This window comes from Leptothoe sp. LEGE 181152 (genome assembly GCF_032906605.1).
In the GTDB taxonomy this organism is placed as follows: Bacteria; Cyanobacteriota; Cyanobacteriia; order Phormidesmidales; family Phormidesmidaceae; genus Leptothoe; species Leptothoe turfae.
Genome location: NZ_JASATU010000021.1, coordinates 107873 through 133382, shown reverse-complemented (window position 1 = coordinate 133382; position 25510 = coordinate 107873). Strand labels below are relative to the sequence as shown.

Sequence of the window (25510 nt, the reverse complement as noted above, 5' to 3'; positions counted from 1 at the left end):
CTCCAGTGTTAATGATGGAGAGATCATGGTCAGCATTGCCAATGTAAAGACCATTGCGAGGACCGGAAATTAGACCACTGTTCACAATGCGACCATCAAAGGCCACACCATCTTCAACCACCAGACCGCCTAAAAAGCCCACATTCACTTCAGACGTAATGGTGCCACGGTTAATCACCGAGCCAGTAACCGTGGATTCAGCTTCACCTGAGCCATTGAAGAACCGCAGGCCGCTGGAGCCATTAGAGGCCACCCGACCACCATTGGCAAAGACATCAGGGCCATCACCACGACCTTGTAGGAGACCACTATTCACAATGTTGATATCTTCACTCACCACATCTCCAGTGGCTCCCACTTGCACAGAGATGGCATCACCCAAGTTGCCTTCACCAGCATCCACCGAGCCCTGGTTATTAACGGTGATATCATCAGCGGTGCCATCAAGGTAGATCGTGCCGTTGCGCTGGTTGCCTGTACCGAGGATGCTTCCCTGGTTGGAGAGAGTCACGTTATCACCATCGAGGTTGACAGCTCTACTGCCTGACTCAATGGCTCCAGTGTTAATGATGGAGAGATCATGGTCAGCATTGCCAATGTAAAGACCATTGCGAGGACCGGAAATTAGACCACTGTTCACAATGCGACCATCAAAGGCCACACCATCTTCAACCACCAGACCACCCAAAAAGCCCACATTCACTTCAGACGTAATGGTGCCACGGTTAACCACAGAGCCAGTGACTGTCGCTTCAGCTTCACCTGAGCCATTGAAGAAGCGTAAACCACTGGAGCCATTGGCAGCTACCCGCCCCCCGTTGGCAAACACATCGGGACCATCGCCACGACCCTGTAATAACCCATTGTTTGTAATGTTAATGTTCTCATTGCTAGGGTCATCAGCTGCACCCACTTGAACAGAAACAGCATCGCCCAGATTACCTTCACCAGCATCAATGCGTCCACTGTTGACTAAGCCCAGGTCATCAACGGTGCCATCAACATAGAGTGTGCCGTTGCGTTGATTCCCTGTTCCTAAAATGTCGCCTGTATTCAGCACAAAACTTCCATCACCATCACTTATATCGACGGCACGACTGTTGGACTGAATTGTGCCAATATTGAGAAGTCTTAGGTTGTCGCCTGTGGAACTAATGCCATTTAGATCTCCCGAAATCTCTCCTAGGTTCAGGATGGTAGCATTGTCACCGCTGGCCTGAACTGCTGTATTCCCTGAGTCAGGCGCTGCTATTGAGCCACCAGGGATAATGGCTAATAATGCTTGATCACCTGAGATGTCAATGGCAGGTTCTCCAGCTGGTGCTTGAATATCATCAACAATAACTTCAACTTCACCATCAGAAAGAACAATGGGGTTAGTGAGTTCTTCTAGCATGATTGGGTGCCTCTAAGTGTTTCTTTTGTTTAATCTGTTGCGAATAAGATGAACAGATTTTGTTCATGTCTGCATCGTAGGAAGCTACGAGAGATAACGCTTGAGGCATAGGGCCTAAATCAGGGATAGGTCTAAAGTCCCAAACAAAACTTGTTCTTTTGTTGCCAAACAAACTGAGTCAAACAAAGCGAAAACGTATCATTTGAAAAGCATTGATTAATCTTTCTCTCAGTTTGCAAGAGGCTTTTTAAGGCGCTTCTCATTTATGTTGCCTGATAATCTACTAGTCAGGGTGATAAAAGCAGAATGTAAAACAATTTGAAGATGTAAAATTATTTTTACGAATAGCGACTGGATGTACGGGTAAGCAAGAGACGAGTAATAATTATCCAGAGCACAGCGCTTTCTCAGTTGCCATTCATCTATTCGAAAATGGACAAATCTATAATTCTGGCTAAAAGGAAGAACCTGTGTATCCTCAGGTCTTTTGGCGATGTTATGGGTAAAGGCTACAGTATGGCGAGTTCACAAAGTTCAATTCGGCTCCTACTTGCAGATGACGAAGATATTATTCGCTATGGCCTCAGTGCCATTTTGCAATGCGAAGCGGCGATAGAAATTGTGGGCGAAGCCTCTAATGGCCAGGAAGCCGTTGAAAAGACCCAACAGTTAAAACCAGATCTTGTCCTTATGGATATCGGTATGCCTATGATGGACGGTGTCACTGCAACAGGTAAGATCTGTCAGTCGGTACCTGATGTTAAAGTCCTAATTTTAACAACGTCTACAGAAGATCAGCATCTACACGATGCGATTCAGCAAGGTGCTTCAGGCTATCTGTTAAAAAACATACCACCTGAAGATTTTATCCATATTATCCAAAGTACCCACAAAGGATATATGCAATTTGATCCTACAATCGGTTCAAAATTGCATCAACATCTGAAATCTCCTCAACCTGCTAAAGTTGTGAGCGATTGGAAGGGAGTGACTCCACGAGAACGGGAGGTTTTAAAGCTGATTGCAACAGGTGCCAATAATCGAGAGATTTCTCAAACGCTCCACATCGCTGAAAAAACCGTTAAAAATCACGTTAGCAATATTTTAAATCGAGTAGGATTAAGAGATCGTACACAGTTAGCAATCTGGGTTAACACAACTAATTTAGACACGTTGCAAACTGCATAAAATCTAAAATATAAGCGCCCTCAATGATACGCTGGAACCTCTGGGCAAAGTTTAGTTTATTTCTATTTTTGGTTTGGCTGTTGGTTAGCGGCTCTACTATAGCTATGCTTTCGCAGCACCTCAATGCCCATGCTGAGCAAGCTGTAAAAGAACGAGCAAAAATTGTGCTGACTGGCATGCAAGCAGTTCGTGATTACACTCGCGATCATGTTCAGCCAGTGCTAAAAGAGAGTAGTGATATGGGTTTCTTTATCCAGGAAAGTATCCCAAATTTTGCTGCTAGAACTATTTTTGCTGACTTTCAGCAACAAGATGAACTGCTGGAAGATTTTTTGTATAAAGAGGCAACCCCAAATCCTACTAATCCTACCGATCTAGCAGATGCCTTTGAGACTGATATTTTTAGTCAACTACAGCAGTTTGTAACTTCTGAGTCGCAGGGTCTTTCTGGCTATCGTTTTTTGGATGGCAAGAAGCTGTTCTATATGGCGCAGCCTCTAGTCATGAGCGATGTCAGTTGTTTAGAGTGCCATGGCAAGGTTAGTGAGGCACCTGAATATCTTGTGAATATGTATGGCGATCGCAATGGCTTTGGCTGGCAACTTAATGATGTTGTGGCAGCCCAGATGGTCTATGTGCCTGCAGATATTATTTTCGATCGCGGTCGTCAGAACCTATGGACGGTAACCAAAACTCTCTTGGGTACACTGGGTGCCTTTTTTGTCGTAGTGAATCTATTATTGTGGCGCACGGTGGTGAAGCCGCTCAAAGTGCTTACTAATACTGCAAAGGCTGTGAGTAGCTGTTCTATTACATCAGAGCAAGATATGTTCCCGCAAGATAAGGATTTAGACAAGTTAACCCTGAGACAAGATGAACCAGGGCAGCTGGCTCGTTCGTTTCAGTACATGATCTATGTGCTGAGTCGCCGTGAGCAGGATTTACAGCTGGCGGTTCAGGAGCGCACCCAATCGCTAGAGCAGGAAATGCGCGATCGCAAAACTATCCAAGACGCATTGCAAACCTATGCCCATGCCATGAACCATGACCTAAGGAACTTGGTTATGGGTATTTCCAATCTGGTGCAGGGCATTATTTTTCGCGCCTCTAAGGCAAAGACCCATGACTCTACTCAGCAACCATCAATTGTAATGGAACCCAAGGCGCTTTCTATGATTCAGCAAAGTTGCGATCGCCAGCTTAAGCTTATGAATTCCCTGATGGAGGTGCAATCGTCTGATATTTGGCGCATATCTCTACAGAAAGACAATGTAAACTTGCGGCAGTTAACGGAAGATTTGAGATTCTTCTATGAGACCAAACAGACGTTGTCCACTGCCAAAATAAGCAATCATGTATCGTCTGAGGTACCACAGGTCTATGGAGATTTCTGCCAACTCAGACGAGTATTCGAAAATCTAATTGATAATGCCCTAAAGTACAATCCCAAAGGCGTCGCCATTACCCTAACCGCCAGCATTTGGGACGACGATCCATCAATGGTACGATGCGCGGTGACGGATAATGGCATGGGTATTGACCCTGCCAAAAGTCAGGAGCTATTTGAAATCTATGCCCGTGGCAAGAGCCAGTTCTCAGTAGATGGGTATGGCCTAGGTCTATACATTTGCCGCAAAATCGTTGAGGCCCATGGCGGGCATATTGGTGTGGAATCGTTCTCCAATCAAGGGGCAGAGTTTTGGTTTACATTGCCCATTGTCAACATAGGCTGAGTAATCTCCGGTCAGAATTTTTGCCGTTGTTGATTGAGGGGATTGGTCAATCTGGCAGCCCCCCTGACATTAGTCTTGCTTAGATTACAGTTTCCTGAGGATCAGCGATCGCAAAATTTCTGCCCCCGAAGCACATCCAAATCAGGTATATTCCCGTACTCATACTGGATGGTTGCCTAAGGCCATCCACGTATTGTGCTGCAAAGCACGCTTATTATATAGAGCAGTGCTTTTGAAGACAGGTTCATATATTTACCTTTTATTGGTTCCTCGCCCATGCTTTCTGAACGTCCCGAAAGTCAATCTCCAGATTGGGGAGACGCCACAGATGAAGCATTGTTTGTAGCCCTACAGCAGGGGGATAAATCAGCACTGGCCATTTTGTATGATCGCTATTCGCGATTGGTCTATACCGTTGCATTTCGGATTTTAAATAATGGGCCAGAAGCCGAAGACTTGACCCAGGAAATTTTTCTGAACCTCTGGCAAAAACAAACCTATAACCCAACCCGTAGTGCCCTTAGTCGTTTTTTGAGTACCGTTACCCGGAATCGAGCCATTGATCGAGTCCGCTCCCGCAGCATCCGACGGCGGATTCTTAAAGGTATGGTGCCCCAGCAGTCTCAACCTGTGGCTTCCTTTTCGCTACCTGTGGAGCAGGCCTCATTGGGAGAACGCTCCCAGCGGGTACGGGCAGCACTGAAAAACTTGCCTGAGAAACAACGTGAGCTACTATGGTTAGCTTATTATCATGGATTTAGTCAATCCGAAATTGCTAATCATACGAATATACCTTTAGGGACCGTCAAGTCGCGCATGCGTCAGGGCTTACTCAAGCTCAAAGGCACGTTGCAAGATCTGGTCGATTAGCTTATTCCTCTTTGATTGATTACCTATTTCTGTCCTATGGCTTCTGAACGAAAATTGGATGAATTTGCAGCTGACTATGTGGCTGGTAATCTCTCAGCCGAAGAAGCTGATGAATTTGCCCGTCTAGTTGCAGAACAGCCTGAACTGCAGGTAGAGGTAAATCGTCTTGAGAAAACTGTTAGCCTCATGCTTGATGAGCTGCCAATGATGCAGCCGCCTCAGCGTTTGAGGGATGCGGTCTTGGCTGGGGAGAATAGGCCTGTGAGATCGCACCGCTTACCCCTAGCCTGGATACTAGGAGCATTGGCTGCTGGCGCAACGCTGTTATCCCTATCGCTGGGTATGAGTAATCATCGTTTACGGCTAGCCAATCAACAGCTACAGCAGGATTTGGTAGCCGTGATGCCCGCACAGCAGGCTCAGCGCATTTTGCAGCAGCCCTCCACACGCTTTTATGACTTTGCCGGGACCGATAATGCTATCGATACATTTGGCAACATGATTGTGGATACAGATGAATTACAGGCTGCGATCGCATTTGAAAACCTATCCCCCCTTGCGGACAATCAAACCTATGCTCTGTGGGTGAGCTACCAGGGCAAATATATTCCCTGCGGTGTATTTCAAACCACTCCAGACGGCACGGCCTTCGCCACGTTGCCCATGCCCCCGGTTTATCAATCTAGACCCTGGGTACAAGATGTGATCGTAACCGTTGAACCCGCCGATTTACCCGCTCAACCCACCGGCCCAATCGTCGCTGCAACTAGCTAAGTTCAAGGGTTTCAAGATAAATCAAAAAAACTTTCATCCGATCCACAACCTCATTCGTATTAATAGTCAAACAGATAAGTTACAGGTAAGTTGTTGTTACGAAGGTGATTATTGGAACTACACTATTACATTCTGTTTGTGTAATGGTGTGCCTGAGGGTATGAGTTTGCTGTCTAGCAGTCTTCAAGAATGTTTCAGCCCATTCCAAAAACTCTCAACTTTATCTCATCCAATATCGAACATTATTCGTATCTATAACTGAGTGTCAATTTTGTTCTTGCCAGGCCCTAGCTCTTGTTTGGCAAAGGCTCCTAAGTACACGTCTATTCATTCACTCTTCTCTCCCTAGAAATATTCGCAACAACTGCCTTGGCACTTTGTCCTGCGGTCCAGTTGAATCTGCTGACTATTTCTTTTAAGAGATGTCCACTTCTTTCATCTACAAACTTATAGGAGAACACACCATGAACGCTTTTCTAGCTCTTCTTGTTAATCAGATTGTTGGCAACATATTTGATAATGCACCTGAAATTGAAGATTTAGGCGATATCTTCATTGGTGGTAATGGTGACGACAACTTTCAAGGAGGTGACCAAGACGATATCTTTTTTGGTGCCAATGGCGATGATACCATTCTTGGAGGCGCTGGCACTGACGTAGTATTCGCAGGGGGAGGTAATGATACGGTTGTTGGTCAAACGGGTAATGACGTTGCATTCTTAGGCGCAGGGCATGACCGTTTTATCTGGAACAACGGCGATGGTAGCGACTTTATTAATGGTGGGGCAGGCAACGACACAACTGAGGTCAACGGGGCCGATGGACCAGGCGATGAGTTTGAGCTCACTGAGGCTAATGGTCAAGCTATTTTTAACCGTCTGAATCTGGGTTTATTCACCCTAACCAATGAGAGTATTGAGAAATTTAAAATTAATGGCCAAGGTGGTGATGACTCGCTAACGGTTGGTGACCTAACTGACAGTGATGTGCAAAAAGTTGTCTTTTCTGGTGGTGATGGCAACGATATTTTAGATGCTCGTGAAAGCTCTACAGAAATTAAAGCACGCGGTGGCAATGGCAATGACCTATTGCAAGGTGGTTCTGCTGAAGACACCTTCTATGGTGGTGCTGGCGATGATGTTGTTGTGGGCCAGCGTGGCGATGATACGGCTTATCTTGGGCGCGGTGATGATCGCTTTATCTGGAACAACGGTGATGGCAGTGATTTTATTGATGGCGACGCTGGTTTTGATATCACCCAAGTGAATGGTGCCGATGGCGCAGGCGATGAGTTTGACCTCAGTCAAGAAAATGGTCAAGCTATTTTCAACCGCCTGAACCTGGGCTTATTTACTCTCACTAACGAAGAAATCGAGCAATTTGAGATCAATGGCCAAGGCGGTGACGATTCCCTGACAGTTAACGATCTCACTGGTAGCGATGTACAGAAAGTTGTCTTTTCTGGTGGTGATGGCAACGATACGCTAGATGCCCGTGAAAGCTCCACTACCATTGAAGCTTTCGGTGGTGATGGTGATGACCTGTTGCTAGGTGGCTCTGCCGTAGATACATTCTTTGCTGGAGCCGGTAATGATATTGTCGTGGGCCAGCGAGGAAATGATATAGCTTACTTGGAAGAGGGTGACGATCGCTTTATCTGGAATAACGGTGACGGCAGCGATTTTATCAACGGTGGTTTAGGCTTTGACGTGACTCAAGTCAATGGTGCAGATGGAGCCGGTGATGAGTTTGATCTTCGCCAAGTAGACGGTCAAGCTATTTTCAATCGTCTTAATCTGGGTCTCTTTACCCTTACTAACGAAGGCATTGAACAATTTGAGATTAATGGCCAAGGCGGTGATGATTCTTTCACTGTTGGCGATCTCACCGGCAGTGAGGTAGAGTCTGTGCTCTTCTCTGGTGGTGCAGGTAATGACTTCCTGAATGCTAGCGGCACATTAACTCCAGTGACTGCTGACGGTGGCGATGGCAACGATATTCTCATCGGTGGCGCAGGCGATGACATTCTCATTGGTGGTGATGGTGCCGACTTACTGATTGGCGGGGCAGGCAATGACATTCTCATTGGTGGTGATGGTGCTGATTTCTTTGGCTTCGACACCGGCGCGGCGTTTAATGCAGCTGACATTGGCACTAATCAAATTCAAAACTTTGAGGCCATCGATAGCATTGTTCTAGATGTCACTGTGTTCGCTGAGCTAACCAGCGCAGTGGGCGGTACCTTGTCTGCTAATGAGTTTGCAGTGGTCAACAGTGTTGAAGAAGCAGCTCTAAGTGATGCCTTAATTATCTATGGTGCTGACACTGGGAACTTGTATTACAACCCGAACGGCATTGAAGATGGCTTTGGTAACGGTGCTCAGTTTGCCACTATTGAAGGCGCACCCACACTGGAGGCAAATGATTTTGTCATTCAGGCATAGTGTCTTGAATCCTATTAGTAGATAGTAAGCGCCCTAAGCAGAACAGATGCCTTCTTCGCTGATGTCTTTGCTTGGGGCTTCGAATGGTGTGAGTGATGTCGACGCCATTAACATTACTGCTACCAAGTCAGCCGCAGTCCCTGTTCTAACATCTGCTCTTGTAACTCATCCATATAACCTTGTTCAACAATATCAGCAGCTGTCAGGTTAGGACGGTTAATTAGCCATGCGGAGGTAGTTCCCGCTGCTGCACCCATCCCCCATTCACTAATGTGAACCCGCGTCACCGCATTCACAATGTGACTCACAGCAAGACTCTTGCCACCCATTAGCAGATTATTAACCTCCTGAGGCACCATACTCTCTAACGGAATCTGTACCGGACGCACCACAAACTCCTTTGCTGGCGCACTACTCGCTTCCCAGGAAGGAGCGCCATTACGATAACGGCAGCCATGAATGTCAATGTCATAATGGGTGACCGCTACCGTTGTTGGCGTAAAATCACGACCACCGACTTGATCTGTTCGCAGGTCAGCCTCACGCATGAGAAAAGCCTTATCCCCATAGGCAGACCGGCCTAAAATCCGCCGACCTTCACGGATATAGGGTACCAAACTTAATCCCGACTGCGTGCCCATATAGGCCTCATCACCCATGAGGTAACTCAATGGAAACTCTGGTTGTGACTGAGTTTCTAGTAACCAGCGAGCAAATAAAAGCGCATGGTCCTCACCATGGCGCAAGGCTACCGCCGAAATACCACCCAACCAATTCTGATGTTGACCACTCTCTCTAATTTGATCTGCCGTAAAAATCAGCGGAGGATCCATCCACGTCCAATCATTGCCACGGTTCCAGTTCACCATCGTCATATCACCCAGCACAGGTGTGGCCCGAAATGGATCGTTGCGGGTGGTACTCACAATCCGACGATAGTTAAAAAAGCTCCGCCCTGTAAAAAAGGGAAATCCCTCCATATCAAATTGTTTCTCGTGCTCATGGGCTCCATAGAGTGGCGGTTCTTGTTGCAACATTTGCTCTAACGCAGTCAGACTCTTGCCATCATCATCATTGAGAGCAATAACAAAAGGGTACGTAAAGGCCTGGGTACAGGCCGGATTATCTCTTTCTGAACCGTGAGCCTCCCCAGTGGTTGTTTGAGCCTCTGACCCCAGTCGATGGGGTAGATTTGCCCACCCCACAAACTCCCCCGTATCTGTGGCATCAATGACCATCATCCGCTGTCCCGATGGCGGTTCTAACCTTAGGGACACCTTCTCAAAGGTGGCATCAGCTGACCAGGAATACCAGCTAGCCAGAGCTTGGGAAAATCGACCTGTGGGAATGTAGTTTGAGCTTTTGGGAATACGTCGCACAGCATGAATGGCAACAATCTCTTGACCGCTGTCATCAAAGGTGGCTCCCTTAAAGGCTGTTTGTGTCTGCCAACGACTTTCAGGGGATTGGGGCAAAACACTTTCTAAATGTGCTTGGGCTGCCGCCGCGCCAGCCTCGGGCACAAAGCAGAGTTTGCCCACCCAGCAGGCGTTCACCTCATCTACCGTAACGTCCCCCTTACCTGTCCACTCCGGTAACGTCACCGTCTGCTGAGCAATTTCTTGCTTAAAGGCCTGCCAACTAGCCGAAAAGTTTTGATCCGCTCGCATGGCCAAGGACTCGTCAACCGCCGATACACCTTGAGAACTGATCTGCCCCCCTAGCCATGGCGTCAGCTCGATCAAACAGGTGGTCGCCCCGACCTCCATGGCATGGTAAGCCGCTGCCACACCCCCCAGGGAACCACCAATGACGACTACTTCGCATTGCCAGGTTTCCTGCGCTGTCGGTAATGGCATTAAATTGGGTCTACCATTATCCAGAATCAGAGGTGGCGGCGATGGTGGGGAGGGCACTTCAGTGACTTCTGTCTGAGGAGTACAGGCACTGAAAAAACCGCATACTATCAACCAACCAAAATACCTGGCAAGCAGAATACGTCGAACCATGGATCAGCGTATAGGAACGATGATGATTCTATCGCTGAACGACCTATAGTCCAGGCTCTTAGCGACACATGTTTGAGGTTGCTGCGGCTGACATCAAAAGGTGGGCGTCGGTATGTCCCTAACGTATACACACCTCTCAAACTCCGCTCACAAGCTTTCATGCCCCCCCTTAATCCCTTTGGGTGAGAATTGTCTCTAGTGCCGAAACAGAGACACTTATTTTTGAGGTGAAATACAGGGAATACGGACTGAGATTAATTGCTGAAACCGTTGTGTTAGAACGATAGCGGCGATTAGTTGTCCGAAGGTTAAACTCCACCACAGACCAATGCCTTGCCACCCCAGCAGTTGTCCAATCACATACCCCAAACCAATGCCAACACCCCAATGGGCCAACACATCTACCGTTGCCAATAGATGGGTGTCCTTCAGTCCCTGCAATGTTCCAGCACTGATTAAACGAATCCCCTGGGCAATTTGAAATACTACGCCCACTTTAAACAGGGTGGCTGCAATAGTCACAGTTTCGGTATTCTCTGGTAAGTTCACGTCCAGATAAAAACTGGCAATGGTTTGGGGCAAAAACCAGAGCGGAATTGCCAGCACCATAACCAACACCAAATTCATGAGCAGGTTAGCATGGGCCACCTGTCGAGCCCCTCGCGGTGCCCCTGCCCCGATTTTATGCCCCGTACGCATGGCAGCTGCATAGGCAAAGCCCCAAGAGAACATTAGCAACAGCTCCGTGGTGGTCATGACGATGCGATGGGCGGCCAGTAATTCTGTACTCCAGAGGCCCATGAGCAGGGCAGCGGCTGTGAGGGCTCCCATCTCGGTGCCATAGTCGACGCATAGGGGCCAGCCCAGGTGAATTATTTCGGTGAGGATATTGCGATCGCACCGCCACCACTGCCTGAATAATCGCAATCGCCGCAGCGACGGATACACCTTTAAGAGCACCACTGCCACTCCAAAGCTGCACCAAAATACCACCGTACTGGCCCAGCCAATCCCTGCTAGACCTAACTTTGGCAATCCCCATTTGCCATACATCAGCCCATAATTCAGGCCAATATTCAGAGGTATGCTCAACCCCATCAGCAATACCACCAAACGCGGTCGCGATAGGGCCGTCAGAATTTCCTTAAACACAAATACACCCAGGGCTGCGGGTAGGCCCCAAACGATGGCATGCAAATATGCGATCGCACCATCCACAGTAGCCGCCTGCTGCCCCAACAGTCTAAGAATGACATCCATATGCCAAATCAAAACCATCATAGGTAGAGAGATGCTAAAACTCAGCCACAACCCCTGCACATTGATCCGACTAACACGATGATGGTCTCGGGCACCATGGGCTTCAGCAGCAATGGCTCCCGTCATTTCCAACAGGCCAGTGCACAACGATAGCAGCATCCAAAACACTGTTGCCCCCAGCCCGCCTGCAGCCAGGGTTGCCGTACCCAAACCACCCATCATTAAACTATCCACAAAGTTCACAGCCCCTTCCGACAGCTGAATCAGCATCAGAGGAATAGCCAGACGAAGTGAGGCCTTAGCTTCGGTTCGTAGGCTACTGACCCATCGGGGCAAGGTATTAAACGGGGGCATGGTAGATGCAGGTTAGGACTACGTCTTAGCTTCAGGCAAACGTAGGAATTTTTCAGATAGCCATGGCAATTGTCACCCGATGGTTGACGTCATAGCAACAAACGCAACACAAACAGTCCATATCTATTTGATACGCTGGGATTGATCTACTAAGCCCCAGCCATGGAAAATTTACCGACCGCTGAACGCTATCTCTATGAGCTATTCAGCTTTATTAGCGATGGCTACTTGACCGTCACCAACCCCAGCGGTCAGATATTTAACTTTGGCTCCCCAGACACTCAGCCCCATGTGCACCTACAAATTCACGACCAACGCACCTATGCGAGCATCATTACCTTTGCTTCGCTGGGGTTTGGGGAAGCCTATATGGACGGCTGGTGGGATGAAGCTAACGACCAGCTGACAGAGCTAATCAGTATGCTCTATCGCAACCGGGTCTACTCCAAGGCCAGCCAAAAGCTAACCATTCCCCTGGCGCTGCAAATCATTTCTCAACGGCTGAAAACAGTACCACTACTGCTCAAAAATAGTCGTAAAAATGTCCAGTACCATTACGACCTCGGCAATGACTTTTATCAGCTGTTTTTAGACTCTACCCTCACCTACTCCTGCGGCTATCAGGTTACCCCTGAGGACAGTCTAGAAACCATGCAAAACCAAAAGTATGAAATCATCTGCCGCAAACTTGCCCTTAAACCGGGAGAGACTCTAGTAGACATTGGCTGTGGGTGGGGCGGCATGCTGATTTATGCCGCTGAGCACTATGGCATCACCGGCACTGGCGTTACCCTCAGTGACGAACAGGCTGCCTTAGCAAAAAAACGGATTGCCGACAAAGGTCTAGAAGACAAAATCAAAATAGAAATTAGAGATTATCGAGAAACAGAAGGGCAGTACGACAAATTTGTCAGCATCGGCATGTTTGAGCATGTGGGCAAAGGCAATTTCTCCACCTTTATGGAAAAAGCTAGAGCCCTGCTGAAACCCCACGGGGTTGGCATGCTCCACACCATTACTACCGAGAGTTCTGAACGTAACGGCCCCTGGATCGACAAATATATTTTCCCTGGTGGCTATGCTCCCCAGCTATCCGAAATTTGTCGAGATTTGCGGGCAGCAAAACTAACCGTAGCCCACTGCGAGAATCTAAAACCCCATTATGCAGAAACCTTTAGACGCTGGGGCAAAAACTTTACCGCGAACCGCGAACTAATTTCTTCCCTCTCACCTAACTATGATGAGAGATTTCTACGGATGTGGTATCTCTATCTGCAATCCTTCGAAGCCTCCTTCAGAGATGGCAGTATGCACATTTATCAGGTCTTGTTCTATGGTGACAAGCAATGGCGGCTCAATGTCCCCTTACCCGGTTTCTTGCCAGAAAAAATGCAACAAGCCTCGTAAGTTCCACTGTGCTCATCTAATTTGGTGCCTAAAACACCCACATCCTGGGTACTCCGGTCGAGCTATTGAGGATAGTTTCAACATCATGGGCTGTGAGTGGCTGTGAGAATAGATATCCTTGGCCCAAATCACAGCCCAGTTTTTGCAACTGTTGAAGGTGATGAGGGGTTTCGATGCCTTCTGCCACAACGGTCAACCCCAACTGCTTACCTAGAGCAAGGATAGTGCTAATTACCTGATAGTTACGATTTTTCAAATGCATATTGCCAACAAACAAACGATCAATTTTTAAACTATGAATGGGCAATCGATGGAGATAACTTAGGGATGAATAGCCAGTGCCAAAATCATCAATACTGATTTGGATGTTTCTAGATGCCAGTTGTGACAACAAGTCAATGGTTTGATCAATATCAATATCCTCAATCAACATGCTTTCAGTTATTTCTAAAATCATCAAATCTCCCGTTAAGCTCATCACGCTCAGAATATCGTCGATATCCTGAAGTAACGTACTTCTGTGTAAGTCCTGAACAGAGAGATTAATACTGATTTTTAGAGGAAAATGATTGGGAAACTGTTGCTTCCACACCATCAGCTGTTCACACGTCTGGTTGATCACCCAGCTATCCAAACCAGTGACTAAGTTTGTCTCCTCGGCCATAGGGATAAATTCGCTGGGAGAGAGAAGACCACGGTCTGGATGTTGCCAGCGAATCAATGCTTCAAATCCAGTGAGCTGACTATCCTTTAAGCTAACAATGGGTTGGTAGTGAATCACAAATTCCTGCTGAGTAATCGCCTTCCGAAAATCGGTTTCTAAGGTGAGGCGACTCATGGCCTCTAAGTACATGGCTGCATCAAAGAATTTATAGGAATTATGAGTCTCTGACTTAGCGCGATACATAGCGATATCAGCATCTCGAATGAGATTAGCGGCTTCCTGATAATCTTCACTGCCAATGGCAATGCCGATGCTGGTGCTGGTAAATATCTTATGCTCATCAATCAGAATCGGCGTTTGGCAGTCCGCCAAAATTCGCTCTACCACTTGGACAATATCCTCAACAGTATCCACATCTTCCAGCAAGATCACAAACTCATCCCCACCGAGCCGAGCAACCATATCTGTACTGCGGAGATGTTGTTTTAGTCGTTTTGACACTTCAATGAGTAATTTATCGCCCACTAAATGCCCCAAACTATCATTGACAACTTTAAATCTATCTAAATCGAGAAAGAGCACAGCATAGTGAGACGTTTGATGGCGTCTCGATCGTTGTAAGGCAAGCTCAATACGGTCTAACAATAATCGTCGATTGGGCAAACCCGTCAATGGATCATGGAGGGCATTATGGGTAATTTGTTCTTGTGCCTGTTTGAGATCACTGATATCACGACAAACACAGATCACCAATCCATTATTCATTAAGGTTAAAGAAACCCCTTGAGGAAACTGGGAGCCATCTTTGCGAGTTGCAATGGCTTCTCCTTGCCAGGCGCGATCGCATTCTAATGTGGGAAAAATGTCTTGTTCAAATCGTCGTACCTCTTCTGAAGAATATAGGAGTTGCCACGACTGTCCTAACAGTTCGTCGGGATGCGTGTACCCAAAGAGGTTGAGATGAGCTGGATTGACATAGGTGTAGACATCGTTTTGCAAAATACTAATGCCTTCAATAGCAGCCTCAATGGCCGCCAATTGCTGTTTAATCAATGCCTTTGCGACCTTATGATCGGTAACATCCTGAAACGTACCTAATACACCAATAGTCTCTCCATCCAGATTGTGCAAAGGGTGCTTATTTGTTTCAATCCAAATTGACTGACCATCAGCTTTACGTTGAGTCTCCATAATGCCAAGCTTAGCGGTATTGGATTCTATTACCTGACGATCGTCAGCTCGATACGCTGCCGCTTCTGCCAATGTCCAAGGGAGATCATAATCCGTTTTCCCCTGAATATCCACCAAGGAGTTTAGGCCTGCATTCTTTAAAAAATTACGATTACCACCTAAATAAACAGAATTACGATCCTTCCAAAAGATGTGCAGTGGAAAAGTATCCAAAACAGTTTGGAGAAATTGCTCTCGCTCTAAAAGTTCAGCTGTCCGTTCAGCCACTTTGATTTCTAAGGCCTGATTAAGTTGCTCCAATGCCGTATTAGCCCGTTGTCGCTCTAATTCAGCCGCAGCCCGCGCAGCGAAAATCTGTAGAATTTGGGTGGCCCGCTGGACATCTTGCAATGGCTGTTGGTGAAAGATGCATAGAATTCCAGTCACCTCTCTTTTCGTATCCCGTAGAGCAATTCCCACATAGCTCTCTGCAGCCATTTCACGCAACGCTAAATAGTCAGGAAACTGCTGCTGAATAGATTGTTCACAACAAAAGATGCCCGCTTGCACTACCTGCTCGCAGGGGGTCTTCACTAAGGGGTACACATCATTCGGCTGCAGTTCTCCCTCCGTCCAAACGGCCAGGCTATGCAGTTGACGGCCTCTGCACTCCGTGATCAACACATGGGTGATATCTAAGGCCTCAGCAATATGCCTGGCCAATGCAGGGAAAAAGTCTTGACCCACTGCAGCAGTTCCTAAAATCAAATTCTGTAGCTGTGACTCAGCTCGTTTGCGATCGCTAATATCCGTATCCACAACCGTGACATACCAATAGTCTCCTGCCTCATTCCACTGCACGAAGCAATTGGCCAAAATCCAACAGATGGAACTATCCTTACGATTGAATCGATATTCCATATGATGGGTGGATGTGCTGCGCGTACTGAGAATTGACTGCAGCGTAGGTAGCACTTCCATTTCCCAATCATCCTGATGAATTCGTGCTTGCCATAACCCAGCATCTGGAAAAAGCTCATCAGCGGTATAGCCAAAATTTTGTTCGCAATGAGGGGAAATATAATCGTATTGAATTGAGGCATCTGGATAAAAGCGAAAGCGGGTAATACCTGCGATCGCCGTATCTAAAACCTCACTCAGTTGTTTTTGGGAGTTTTTTAGCTCTAACTCTAATTGTTTGCGAGCTGTAATGTCCTGATAGGTTCCCAATACCCCAACCACCTCACCTGCCAGATTATGTAGCGGCAATTTATTCGTTTCCGCCCAAAGCCGTCTACCATCTGCCTTAACCAAGGTTTCGATAATTCCCAGCTTGGCCGTATTAGACACCATGACTTGCAGATCGTCAGCTCGATAGCCTGTCGCTTCGGTCCGAGGCCAAGGTATCTCGAAATCCGTTTTACCAATGATGTCAGCAACAGAGTCTAAGCCAGCATTTGAGAGATAGTTACGATTACACCCCAGATACACACTGTTGAGATCCTTCCAAAAAACTGAGAGCGGGAACGTATCTAATACAGTCTGTAAGAATTGCTCCCGCTCCTGTAATTCAGCAGTGCGTTCTGCCACTTTATCTTCAAGGGCTTGGTTAAGCTGTTCCAGGGATGAGATTGCTCGCTGACGTTCTAGTTCAGCTGTCGCCCGAGCCGCAAACGACTGCAGAATGGCTTCGGCCCGTTGGGGCGATTGAATTGGTTGAGTATCAAGAATACATAGATCGCCTATGACATTCCCTTGGGCATCATGTAGAGCAATACCTAAATAGCTTTCTGCCCCCATCTCAGCCAAATCTAAATCATCCGGGAAAGACTGCTGTAGCAAAACTTCACAATAAAAGCGCCCCGCCCGTAGCGTCAGTTCGCAAGGAGTCTTTGCTGGATGATAAGAAGTCGGTGTATGCAGCTCACCATGGCCCCAAAACGCTAAGGCATGTAGCTCTTCCCCAACTAACTCAGTGATAATGGCGTAGGCCACACCTAGGGCTGAGGCAATATGACGAACCAACGCTGGGAAAAAGTCCTGTCCCGTGGTTGCAGCAGTGCCTTCAATTAGATTTTGCAGCTGTCGTTCAGCCTGTTTGCGATCGCTAATATCGCGAATCATAAACAGAACTTCATTATCACCACTTTGAATCACCCTAACCTCTTCATCCCGTATCTGATCACCTAGCTGTATCTGTTGTTCATAGGTTTGAAGTACGCCTGTACGTAACGCTTCTTTCAAATAAAAAAGCTGTTGCGTCGCCACCTCCGCCGGAAGCATCTCGATCATCGATAGCCCAACAGGATTCACATCCTCAGGAAATAACGTAATATCTTTTTGATGCGTCACAATTTCGCGATAGACACCCTGAGCATCTACACAAAAAAGATAATCTGGAATAGCTGACAGAATTGCTCGATTTTTAACTGCACTTTGATTCAATACCGATTCAGGGACATGGAGCAAAGTAAATTGCCTGGAACCACTATCCTGTAGCCCGTTTTCTTGACAATCATCCTCTCGCTGATCTGGTAGATTGAAGTCTTGTTGCCATTGTTCAGCCTGTTTTAAAGCTAACAACCTTTGTAACGTTAATTGGGTGACGACTCCCGCCAGATACCCCTGCCCATTTAGAAGTAGTAAATGCCGGCTATTATGTCGCTGAAGTAAATCCAAAGCAAGATCTGCGTCAGTAAAGTCGGACTCACCCAGGGTCAGTGCAGCAGAAACTATGACGTCCGCTATGGTCAAATCATCGAGGGCTAGTTGCCGAGCAGTCAGGCGCACCACATCTCGCTCCGTCAGTATGCCAACCACAGAGCCTGCCTCTACAATGACAACGCAGCTGGCTCGCTCACCATAGCTATCCTGTGCACCAGCCATCTGGTCAACAGCAGTCATAACCAACGTCTCCGAGGAAACCACTAAAGGATCCCGAATAATCGCAGAGTCTAGATCCAGTGACCCAGAGCCGATGACACGAGTGACCATAAATTTTCAAAAAAGAATAACTGTAACGAAACAACAGCAGCGACGTATTAAAGACAGCTGCCTCAAAGCACACATCTACGGACTAGTGTCAAAGAATAGTATCGTTATGTCAATTTTGCCTGGGTTTTAAGCGTCTTCTCATAGGTACAAGGTAACATCCTCCTAACGTTGGAACTGAGTTTAGCTTAACCTCAAACTCTTCACACTGTAATTGTGGGGATAATTTTGTCTTGCCATGAATCCTTTCGCAGTTAGTTTTGTTGAATTTCTGATTAAAGCGGTCCAAGTCTACTTTACCGCCGGCTTAATTTTCGCTGTTATTTTCTCCTTATTTGGTGTACAGCGTACCGACTCCGGAGCACAAGGATTTGCCCCATTCTTCCGGCTACTGATTATTCCAGGGGTCAGTATTTTTTGGCCCCTCTTTGCCCTACGTTTAGTGGGTGGAAAACAACATCCCATAGAGCAAACGGCACACCGACAGGCTGCGAAATTCACTCAGTAATTCATTTAGCAACTTATAAGAAAATACGGAGGTTTATGTGATTATTTCACGTCGAAAAATCCATTTATTCTCATCAATAGCTCTGGCAATTATGATGCCAATCATTTTCATTGCAGGGCTCCTATTTCGCCCTACCTACGCGACGGTCACCCCGGACACCGATCAATTACTCAGCCATACAAAAGAGCAAAAAATTGTTGTTCAGCCTTCAAAAAAGACTGGATCTGACCAAAATCCCATTGCTGCATTTTTAGAGCAGTAGGCAACAGGTATATGCTCTAACTGCTGATTTTTAAGCTTCAGTGTGGTGTGTACAGTACCCCGTGCTTACACCCGCCACCTATGTACCCAACCTTGCAATCTGACACACCGTTAACCGCACATTTAAGCAGTGATTTCGTCTTGCCATGAGTGTTTCCTATGAATCAATACAGTGGAACCGACAGAAGCTAATCTATGACGCTATCTTGTTAGGCACTGTTGGTCTATATGTTTATATCTTTCTCACTGTCGCCCATCATACAGGTACAAGCTTAGATACTAAAGGAATCCGGATTCGCGCCTATGGGTCTGCGGCATTTATTCTACTCAATGTCATCTTATCCATCGGCCCACTGACCCGATTAGACAAACGATTTTATCCTCTCTTGTTTAATCGACGCCACATGGGTGTCACCATGTTTTTTCTCGCGTTGATTCATGCCATTGGTCTCAATCTGCCAGTGCTGCCCTTCAAAGTTGATGGTGTGCTCACCTGGTATCACGATTTTGGCAACCTGGAGCCGCTGGTTAGTCTTTTTGTTAGCAATACTGAATATGGCGATTTTATTCGTTTTCCCTTTGAAACCCTTGGCGCTGTAGCCCTCGTTATTTTCTTTATTATGGCGGCCACCAGCCACGACTTCTGGCTCGTCAATCTAACAGCTCCCATTTGGAAGGCGCTACACATGGGGGTGTATTTGGCCTATGGTCTGGTGGTTAGCCATGTGATTTTAGGTCCTTTAGAAACAAATCAGCATCCCCTACTCACCCTTGGTGTAGGCATCAGTCTGGTGTGGATTGTTGGGCTACATTTATTCACGGCTTTAAGGGAAGCCAAACTAGATAAGCCGTTTACCGGTAGTACTAATGAAGCAGGGTTTGTGGATGTCGGCAGCCTTGATGAGATTCCAGAAAATCGAGCAAAAATTGTCACCTTAGCTGGGGAGCGAGTGGCCATCTTTAAATATGATGGCAAGCTCTCAGCTGTTTCTAATGTTTGCCAACATCAAAATGGTCCCTTAGGGGAAGGAAAAGTTGTCGATGGTTGTATTACTTGCCCCTGGCATGGCTATCAGTACTTACCGGCTGAGGGAGCATCACCACCGCCATTTACAGAAAAAATTCCCACCTTTGAGATCCGAGTCTTTGGCGATCGCATCTGGGTCGATCCCATCGCTAAACCACCCGGCACACATGTTGAGCCAGCGGTAATTGGTTAATTCCAATATTCTCTTTAGTTTCCCCTCAGTACAAAAGTTTGGACAATCCAATGGCTCAACGCGACGATTTTTATATTGGCTATGCGCCAATGCCACCCAGCGTGCGACGGTTATTGTTGTGGTTTATACCGGTGTTGGTGTTATGCGTCTTAGGGTTAGCGATCATTGCACCACCCCTTCACTTTGATCAGGCTAATCCAGGTCAAATCAAGGGTGTTCAAGAGTTTGAAGGTCTGTTATTAGCAGAGCCGTCACCCCATTTACTGGTCCCCAATCCTGAAGCACCGGATCAGCCCTTTAAGGTATATCCCCTATCAGGAACCAACAAAATGCTACCCAGACCAACTGTGATGGAAAATGCAGGTAACTGGGTCAAGTTACAGGGTATTCTGGTCAGCCGTCCACCCTATGAGATGTTGGCGGCCCGGTCGGCAGAAACCATAGATATCCCTGCTGGGGCGGAGAGAGTAGAGGAGCAAACAGTGTCGCTAGGGGAGTTTGCGATCGCAGGCGAAATTGTCGATGGCAAATGTTATCCCGGCATTATGAAACCAGGCCGTACTAAAACCCACCGAGCCTGTGCTATCCGTTGCATCAGTGGTGGTGTGCCCCCAGTCTTCCGTTCTGAAAACAGCAGCGGCCAGTCACTGTACTTTATGCTCTCAGATCTTAAAGGTGAAGCCGTCAATAGTCGCGTACTCAACATGGTCGCCGATCCAATTAAAATTACGGGCGAAGTTATGCAATACGGCGATTCCTTTATTTTGAAAGCAGATCCAGCTACCTATGAGCGATTACCGGCATAAGCTTTAACTCAAATTTAGGTACAGCCAGAACATCAATCAACTTATCTGGCCTTACCATTGGATACCTACATCACCTTTTTTTCCTAGAGCTGACGCGCTGCTTAGTTGAGCAATACAAGGGTGCGATCTCAATATCCTACGCCTTGGTTATTTTAGGCAGAATAAAATCCTTTAAAGAGACCAAGACATGGCATAGGAAAGAACGAAACCTAACAATCTTTGATTGAGACTTTTGTCGGTTGTGTTCAACAGCCCAAGCATTAAATTGTTTAGAAAACGATTCAGTTTCAGCGTGCATTTCCTCAATTTGAGCCCTCATACTCTGAATCTGTGCCTGAAATTTGGCGTTGGAGTTCATTAATATGTTTCCTTAGTTCCGTATGACCATATCGCTGTTCATCAATGAGCACCTGAATCAGCTCTGAAAGTTCGGCAAATTGAGTTTCTTGACTTTTATCAATGGCATCCACCCATTGCAGCATCATCGTCTGGGCATCTTTTAGATCTTGGACAGCTGCTTTCAACTCCTTAATATCTTTCTTATCACTCATTGTCTTCGTCAACCTTATCCAAATGCTGTTGGACAGATTGAAGCTGTCGCTGAATGAGAATCTTGACCTTTTGGGTATAGCTCAAGGTTTGCCAGATGTCAGCATCAATCCCTGCCGCCTCAGGATAACGATCAATATCGGCAACAAGTTCGCCAATGTCTACCATTTGTCGCTCTCGTTTAGCTGGAGCCATAGGTTACTCTCACGTTGGAACTCAATATATTAATCATATAGCGACCAACCATGGTTGACAATGTTGACAATGTCAAATTCTGAAATTTATTCAACTAGAGCCAGGTAGGGCAGGCAGTGCTCACTGACACTTTTGCAAGTCGCCTAACCCATCTGACTATCAAAATTTCAGCAAGCAGCAAGCATAGGGTGCGATCACACTGAGGTACAGATAGCGAACAAAATCCCCACTACACATCAACATGGGAAAAGCCATCCTGCATCATCGATGCTCCATCAAATGTGGCGAAATATTAACTGCCTTCGAAGCAGAACGAGCAGCAGGCATTGACCGATCTTGGGAGTTTATCGATCGCACTATTCTTCCAGGAGAGATGCAATTCATTCTCAAATCAGAAGCCGAAGCATTAAAAGCATGCCACAAGACAAAAAACACTGGAAGCGCCGAGGCCGAATGATAGTGTTTTGCTTTGATGTTTAGCCCAGTCAGGTATTCAGGGCAAATAGACCTGGTTGTAAAAGCAGTATAATTGCCTAGTTCTAAAATACTAGTAGCAATCATATAGAGCTGATTACCGATGGCTAAAACGGCATTGGAGCTAAGCCCAGAAGAGTGGAAAAAATATTCATTACCCAAACGGGCTATTACACCAGAGCTACAGGCCCATTGGGACAAAGCATGGAAATTGATTCCCGAGTTAGCAAAGCTGCTCCGTCAAGACTTTGGAGCGAAGCAGATTCAGGTATTTGGCTCAGCCATTAAGATTGACTACTTCTCAGTAGAATCAGACATAGATTTGGCAGCTTGGGGTATTCCAGTTGATAAGTTTTTCAAGGCCATCTTAGCCGTTGATGAATATGATCCTGCTTTTCGGGTAGATTTGGTAGATCCTGTATTTTGTTCTGAACGATTACTAAAAAGAATTGAAGAACAGGGCATTGATGTATGAACGAGCGGTTTATCTACCTCTCCAACAGAATTATTGATGAGCTAAACAAGATAGACCTAGCTACGCAACGTGCCTTCAATGCGTGGCAAGACTTTCAAAACTCTGGAAACGAGTTCTTTTTAGATAGTGTTGCTTTGAGTTTACAGGGTGCTTATAACGGATTAGAAGTTATCTTTGACCTAATTCTCGTGAAGTTGATGAGGTGAGACCACGAGGGAATAACTGGCATCAGGTACTGCTTGTTCAAATGGCTACTGAAGTCACTGGCAAACAACCTGCGGTCATCTCTAGTGAAAGCTACGAAACGTTAGATGACTTTCGCGGTTTCAGGCATCTTGTACGTCATATCTATCCTTTTGAGCTGCAAGGTCATCGCATTGCCCAGGCATGGATATGTTAGAGCCTGTATTCGGGCAAGTCCGTGCAGAGCTGATGGCATTTACTGGTTTCCTTAAAGTCGTGGCTGAGCAGTAGCCGAATATCTAATCATTCTCAAATTAGAGGGTGACGCATCAAAAACAATGCCCCAAGACAAAAAACACTGGCAGCGTCTAGGACGAATGATAGTGTTCTGCTTTGAGTTGAGTAGATACTTGTTCTACCTCTTCCCTGCTAAGCTTTATGACTGCAAATCCGCCAGTGCTCCACGGGCCATATTGGCAATGGCTTTATCCGTTGCCTTAGGTAACTGATAATACTTACCGCCCGCTGTCTTTGCCAGTTCCTTACCAAAGCCGGTAGAAACAAACTTGCGCTCAGTATCAATAATCAACAGCTGAAAACCAGTCATACGAATACGTCCGGCAATGTCTAGCAGTTCTGCTTTAATGTCCGGCTTCTCGCCCTCTTCCATGGGTTCTCCTAAAGAACGAGCCAGGGGCACATTACCTCGACCATCAGTAATTGCAATAATCACCACATTGCCCGTATCACCAGACTGTTGCGCATTGGTGCCCACGCGCACGGCCTGACTGAGACCATGGGCCAGGGGAGAACCACCACCACAGGGCATTGTCTCTAATCGACGGCGGGCAGACGTGATCGAACGAGTCGGTGGCAACAACACGTCTGCCTGTTCTCCTCGAAACGGAATCAGGGCTACCTGATCGCGGTTTTGGTATGCATCTGTCAGCAGACTCAGAACAGCTCCCTTTGCCGACTGCATACGATTGAGCGCCATAGAGCCAGAGGCATCCACAACAAAAATGATTAGCGAACCCGCCTTACGAGCCAATCGCTTCGCTCGAATATCACCCTGCTCAACAATCACCTTGCGCTCAGGTTGACGGGCACGACGTGCCTTTTGATAAGGGGCAGCCGCTCGCAACGTGGCATCAACGGCAATGCGCCGTACAGGGCCCTGGGGCAAAATCGGCTTAATATAGCGACCTCGATCTTCAGAGATCACAAGACTCTGTCTACCCGAGCTGCCTTGTCTACTCATAGATTCAGCAAACAACAGGAGAGATGGGTCTAGAACAACACCCTCAGGGTCAAACAAAAACTCTTCTGGAATACTCGGAGGAGACTCTTCTTGTTCTTCATCAGGTTCATCGTCGTCGTTATCATCCTCGTCCTCATTCTCTTGGGACTCGTCTTGATCGTCTTCTTGCTGATTTTCTGGCGGTGGGGGCGGTGGGGGCTGCTCATCTTCCGGTGGCGGCTGATCCATGTTCATGGCACGGGGAATAATCACTAGTTCCACCGCACGACGTAAATCATCCGCATTGATTTCAGTGCGACCGTCTAACGCAGCACTGGCCTTAGCCACCCGCACAGCAAAAAGTTCAGCACGATGGCCTTCTACACCACCGCGAATGGCTTCTGTCACCAGATACTGAACCTGGTCGGGAGTAATGACAACATCCTTAAGCCACTCGCGGGCCAAGATGATCTGGGTTTTAAGGTTGTCAATTTCTTCAATATACTCGGCTAAAAAGCCTTCTGGATCATCAGCGTAGTTAGTTGCCTGATCGGTGGCGTCCACCCGCTCTTCCATGGTCAGCGCCCGGTCGGCGGAGAGTGCGATCGCAATCCGGTCCAACAAATGCTGTCTCAACACCCCCTCTTCCGGGTTATAGGTCGCCACCAACAATGGTTTACAGGGATGCTGAAAACTAATACCCTCACGCTCAATCTGGTTACGCCCTTCCGTTAACGTCCCCAGCAGCAGGTTCGAAATCTGGTCGTCCAGCAGATTAACTTCATCAACGTAGAGAACGCCGCGATTGGCTTCAGCTAGCAAACCTGGCTGAAAGACCGATTCACCGGTTTGAATGGATTTTGCCACATCCACAGAACCTAGCAACCGATCCTCGGTTACCCCTAAGGGGATCTGAATAAAGGGAGCCGGAATAACTTTGGTGGGTAAATCATCTAGATTCGTGGGATCCCCATGATCGCCAAAACGATCAACGGTAGCATCGTCCCACTCACGCATATTGGTCGGGTCAGCATTGGCATAGGACCCATCGATGATCTCAATTGGGGGCAGCAGCTGGTGCAACCCTCTAGCCAACACAGACTTGGCTGTGCCGCGACGACCAGCAATGACCACACCGCCTAACCCAGGATCCACCGCAGCCAATAGTAAAGCTAACTTAATTGCATCCTGGCCAACGACAGCCATCAGTGGAAATGTAGTGGGCGTATCCGCGAGGGCCTGCATCTTTTCTATCTACTCAACTTAATAGTTACTGTATCACTGCTTTTCAGCAATCGTGCCCACGAAAGTCGGCCACTTAGGAGGTGCAGGCTCAGAT

General features: G+C 47.1%; 19 protein-coding genes and 1 pseudogene. 13 read left to right on the top strand and 7 right to left on the bottom strand.

Annotated features, from left to right (window positions below; all coding sequences use genetic code 11):
* Nucleotides 1–1396: pseudogene (locus tag QGP82_RS13560) on the bottom strand (beta strand repeat-containing protein); the annotation flags it as partial.
* A 516-nt stretch (nucleotides 1397–1912) separates the two neighbouring features.
* On the opposite strand from QGP82_RS13560, the gene QGP82_RS13555 reads away from it, so the two are divergent.
* From QGP82_RS13555 to QGP82_RS13535, 5 genes are all read left to right on the top strand, one after another.
* On the top strand, nucleotides 1913–2584 hold the full coding sequence (locus QGP82_RS13555; protein ID WP_499059652.1) for a response regulator: 672 nt from the start codon (nucleotides 1913–1915) through the stop codon (nucleotides 2582–2584).
* 104 nt (nucleotides 2585–2688) lie between these two features.
* Nucleotides 2689–4317, top strand: coding sequence for an ATP-binding protein (locus tag QGP82_RS13550; RefSeq protein ID WP_499059651.1), 1629 nt, complete (start codon nucleotides 2689–2691; stop codon nucleotides 4315–4317).
* A gap of 276 nt (nucleotides 4318–4593) precedes the next feature.
* Nucleotides 4594–5187, top strand: a complete 594-nt coding sequence (locus tag QGP82_RS13545) for a sigma-70 family RNA polymerase sigma factor (RefSeq protein WP_163660913.1) — start codon at nucleotides 4594–4596, stop codon at nucleotides 5185–5187.
* Between the two features lie 36 nt (nucleotides 5188–5223).
* Nucleotides 5224–5961 carry an anti-sigma factor domain-containing protein gene (locus QGP82_RS13540; RefSeq protein WP_499059648.1) on the top strand — a complete coding sequence of 246 codons (738 nt, stop codon included), beginning with the start codon at nucleotides 5224–5226 and terminating at the stop codon, nucleotides 5959–5961.
* A 464-nt stretch (nucleotides 5962–6425) separates the two neighbouring features.
* Nucleotides 6426–8405 (top strand): calcium-binding protein, encoded by a 1980-nt coding sequence (locus QGP82_RS13535; protein ID WP_499059646.1) that lies wholly within the window; start codon nucleotides 6426–6428, stop codon nucleotides 8403–8405.
* Nucleotides 8406–8524: 119 nt separating this feature from the next.
* Here QGP82_RS13535 and QGP82_RS13530 read toward each other — a convergent pair whose 3' ends face one another.
* Both QGP82_RS13530 and QGP82_RS13525 read right to left on the bottom strand, forming a co-directional pair.
* Complete coding sequence (locus QGP82_RS13530) at nucleotides 8525–10414, bottom strand: FAD-dependent oxidoreductase (RefSeq protein WP_499059643.1); 1890 nt, start codon at nucleotides 10412–10414, stop codon at nucleotides 8525–8527.
* A gap of 216 nt (nucleotides 10415–10630) precedes the next feature.
* Nucleotides 10631–12028, bottom strand: a complete 1398-nt coding sequence (locus tag QGP82_RS13525) for an MATE family efflux transporter (RefSeq protein WP_499059642.1) — start codon at nucleotides 12026–12028, stop codon at nucleotides 10631–10633.
* 162 nt (nucleotides 12029–12190) lie between these two features.
* On the opposite strand from QGP82_RS13525, the gene QGP82_RS13520 reads away from it, so the two are divergent.
* The gene (locus QGP82_RS13520; RefSeq protein ID WP_163660922.1) at nucleotides 12191–13435 is read left to right on the top strand and encodes a class I SAM-dependent methyltransferase; all 1245 of its coding nucleotides are present in this window, start codon (nucleotides 12191–12193) and stop codon (nucleotides 13433–13435) included.
* Between the two features lie 28 nt (nucleotides 13436–13463).
* Here QGP82_RS13520 and QGP82_RS13515 read toward each other — a convergent pair whose 3' ends face one another.
* Nucleotides 13464–18263 (bottom strand): EAL domain-containing protein, encoded by a 4800-nt coding sequence (locus QGP82_RS13515; RefSeq protein ID WP_499059640.1) that lies wholly within the window; start codon nucleotides 18261–18263, stop codon nucleotides 13464–13466.
* 235 nt (nucleotides 18264–18498) lie between these two features.
* Between QGP82_RS13515 and QGP82_RS13510 the strand changes: the two genes are divergently transcribed.
* The 4 genes from QGP82_RS13510 to QGP82_RS13495 all read left to right on the top strand — a co-directional run bounded on the left by QGP82_RS13510 (nucleotide 18499) and on the right by QGP82_RS13495 (nucleotide 21055).
* Complete coding sequence (locus tag QGP82_RS13510; RefSeq protein ID WP_163697391.1) at nucleotides 18499–18768, top strand: hypothetical protein; 270 nt, start codon at nucleotides 18499–18501, stop codon at nucleotides 18766–18768.
* Nucleotides 18769–18859: 91 nt separating this feature from the next.
* Complete coding sequence (locus QGP82_RS13505) at nucleotides 18860–19030, top strand: hypothetical protein (RefSeq protein ID WP_163697393.1); 171 nt, start codon at nucleotides 18860–18862, stop codon at nucleotides 19028–19030.
* A gap of 145 nt (nucleotides 19031–19175) precedes the next feature.
* Nucleotides 19176–20249: a Rieske 2Fe-2S domain-containing protein gene (locus QGP82_RS13500; protein ID WP_499059636.1), complete on the top strand. Its 1074-nt coding sequence runs from the start codon at nucleotides 19176–19178 to the stop codon at nucleotides 20247–20249.
* Nucleotides 20250–20299: 50 nt separating this feature from the next.
* The gene (locus tag QGP82_RS13495; protein WP_499059634.1) at nucleotides 20300–21055 is read left to right on the top strand and encodes a hypothetical protein; all 756 of its coding nucleotides are present in this window, start codon (nucleotides 20300–20302) and stop codon (nucleotides 21053–21055) included.
* Nucleotides 21056–21357: 302 nt separating this feature from the next.
* Here QGP82_RS13495 and QGP82_RS13490 read toward each other — a convergent pair whose 3' ends face one another.
* Nucleotides 21358–21606, bottom strand: a complete 249-nt coding sequence (locus tag QGP82_RS13490; protein WP_163660934.1) for a hypothetical protein — start codon at nucleotides 21604–21606, stop codon at nucleotides 21358–21360.
* On the bottom strand, nucleotides 21599–21799 hold the full coding sequence (locus QGP82_RS13485; protein WP_163660936.1) for a hypothetical protein: 201 nt from the start codon (nucleotides 21797–21799) through the stop codon (nucleotides 21599–21601). The genes QGP82_RS13490 and QGP82_RS13485 overlap by 8 nt, the downstream gene beginning before the upstream one ends.
* Nucleotides 21800–22040: 241 nt before the next feature.
* Here QGP82_RS13485 and QGP82_RS13480 point away from each other — a divergent pair, with 241 nt between their 5' ends.
* The 3 genes from QGP82_RS13480 (at nucleotide 22041) to QGP82_RS13470 (ending at nucleotide 23148) form a co-directional block, all read left to right on the top strand.
* Nucleotides 22041–22256, top strand: coding sequence for a hypothetical protein (locus QGP82_RS13480; protein WP_163660938.1), 216 nt, complete (start codon nucleotides 22041–22043; stop codon nucleotides 22254–22256).
* Nucleotides 22257–22376: 120 nt separating this feature from the next.
* A complete protein-coding gene (locus tag QGP82_RS13475) occupies nucleotides 22377–22748 on the top strand; it encodes a nucleotidyltransferase family protein (protein ID WP_163660940.1) in 372 nt (123 codons plus the stop codon).
* Between the two features lie 202 nt (nucleotides 22749–22950).
* On the top strand, nucleotides 22951–23148 hold the full coding sequence (locus QGP82_RS13470) for a ribonuclease toxin HepT-like protein (RefSeq protein WP_499059631.1): 198 nt from the start codon (nucleotides 22951–22953) through the stop codon (nucleotides 23146–23148).
* Nucleotides 23149–23367: 219 nt separating this feature from the next.
* Here QGP82_RS13470 and bchD read toward each other — a convergent pair whose 3' ends face one another.
* The gene (bchD, locus tag QGP82_RS13465; protein ID WP_499059628.1) at nucleotides 23368–25416 is read right to left on the bottom strand and encodes a magnesium chelatase ATPase subunit D; all 2049 of its coding nucleotides are present in this window, start codon (nucleotides 25414–25416) and stop codon (nucleotides 23368–23370) included.
* Between the last annotated feature and the right edge of the window lie 94 nt (nucleotides 25417–25510).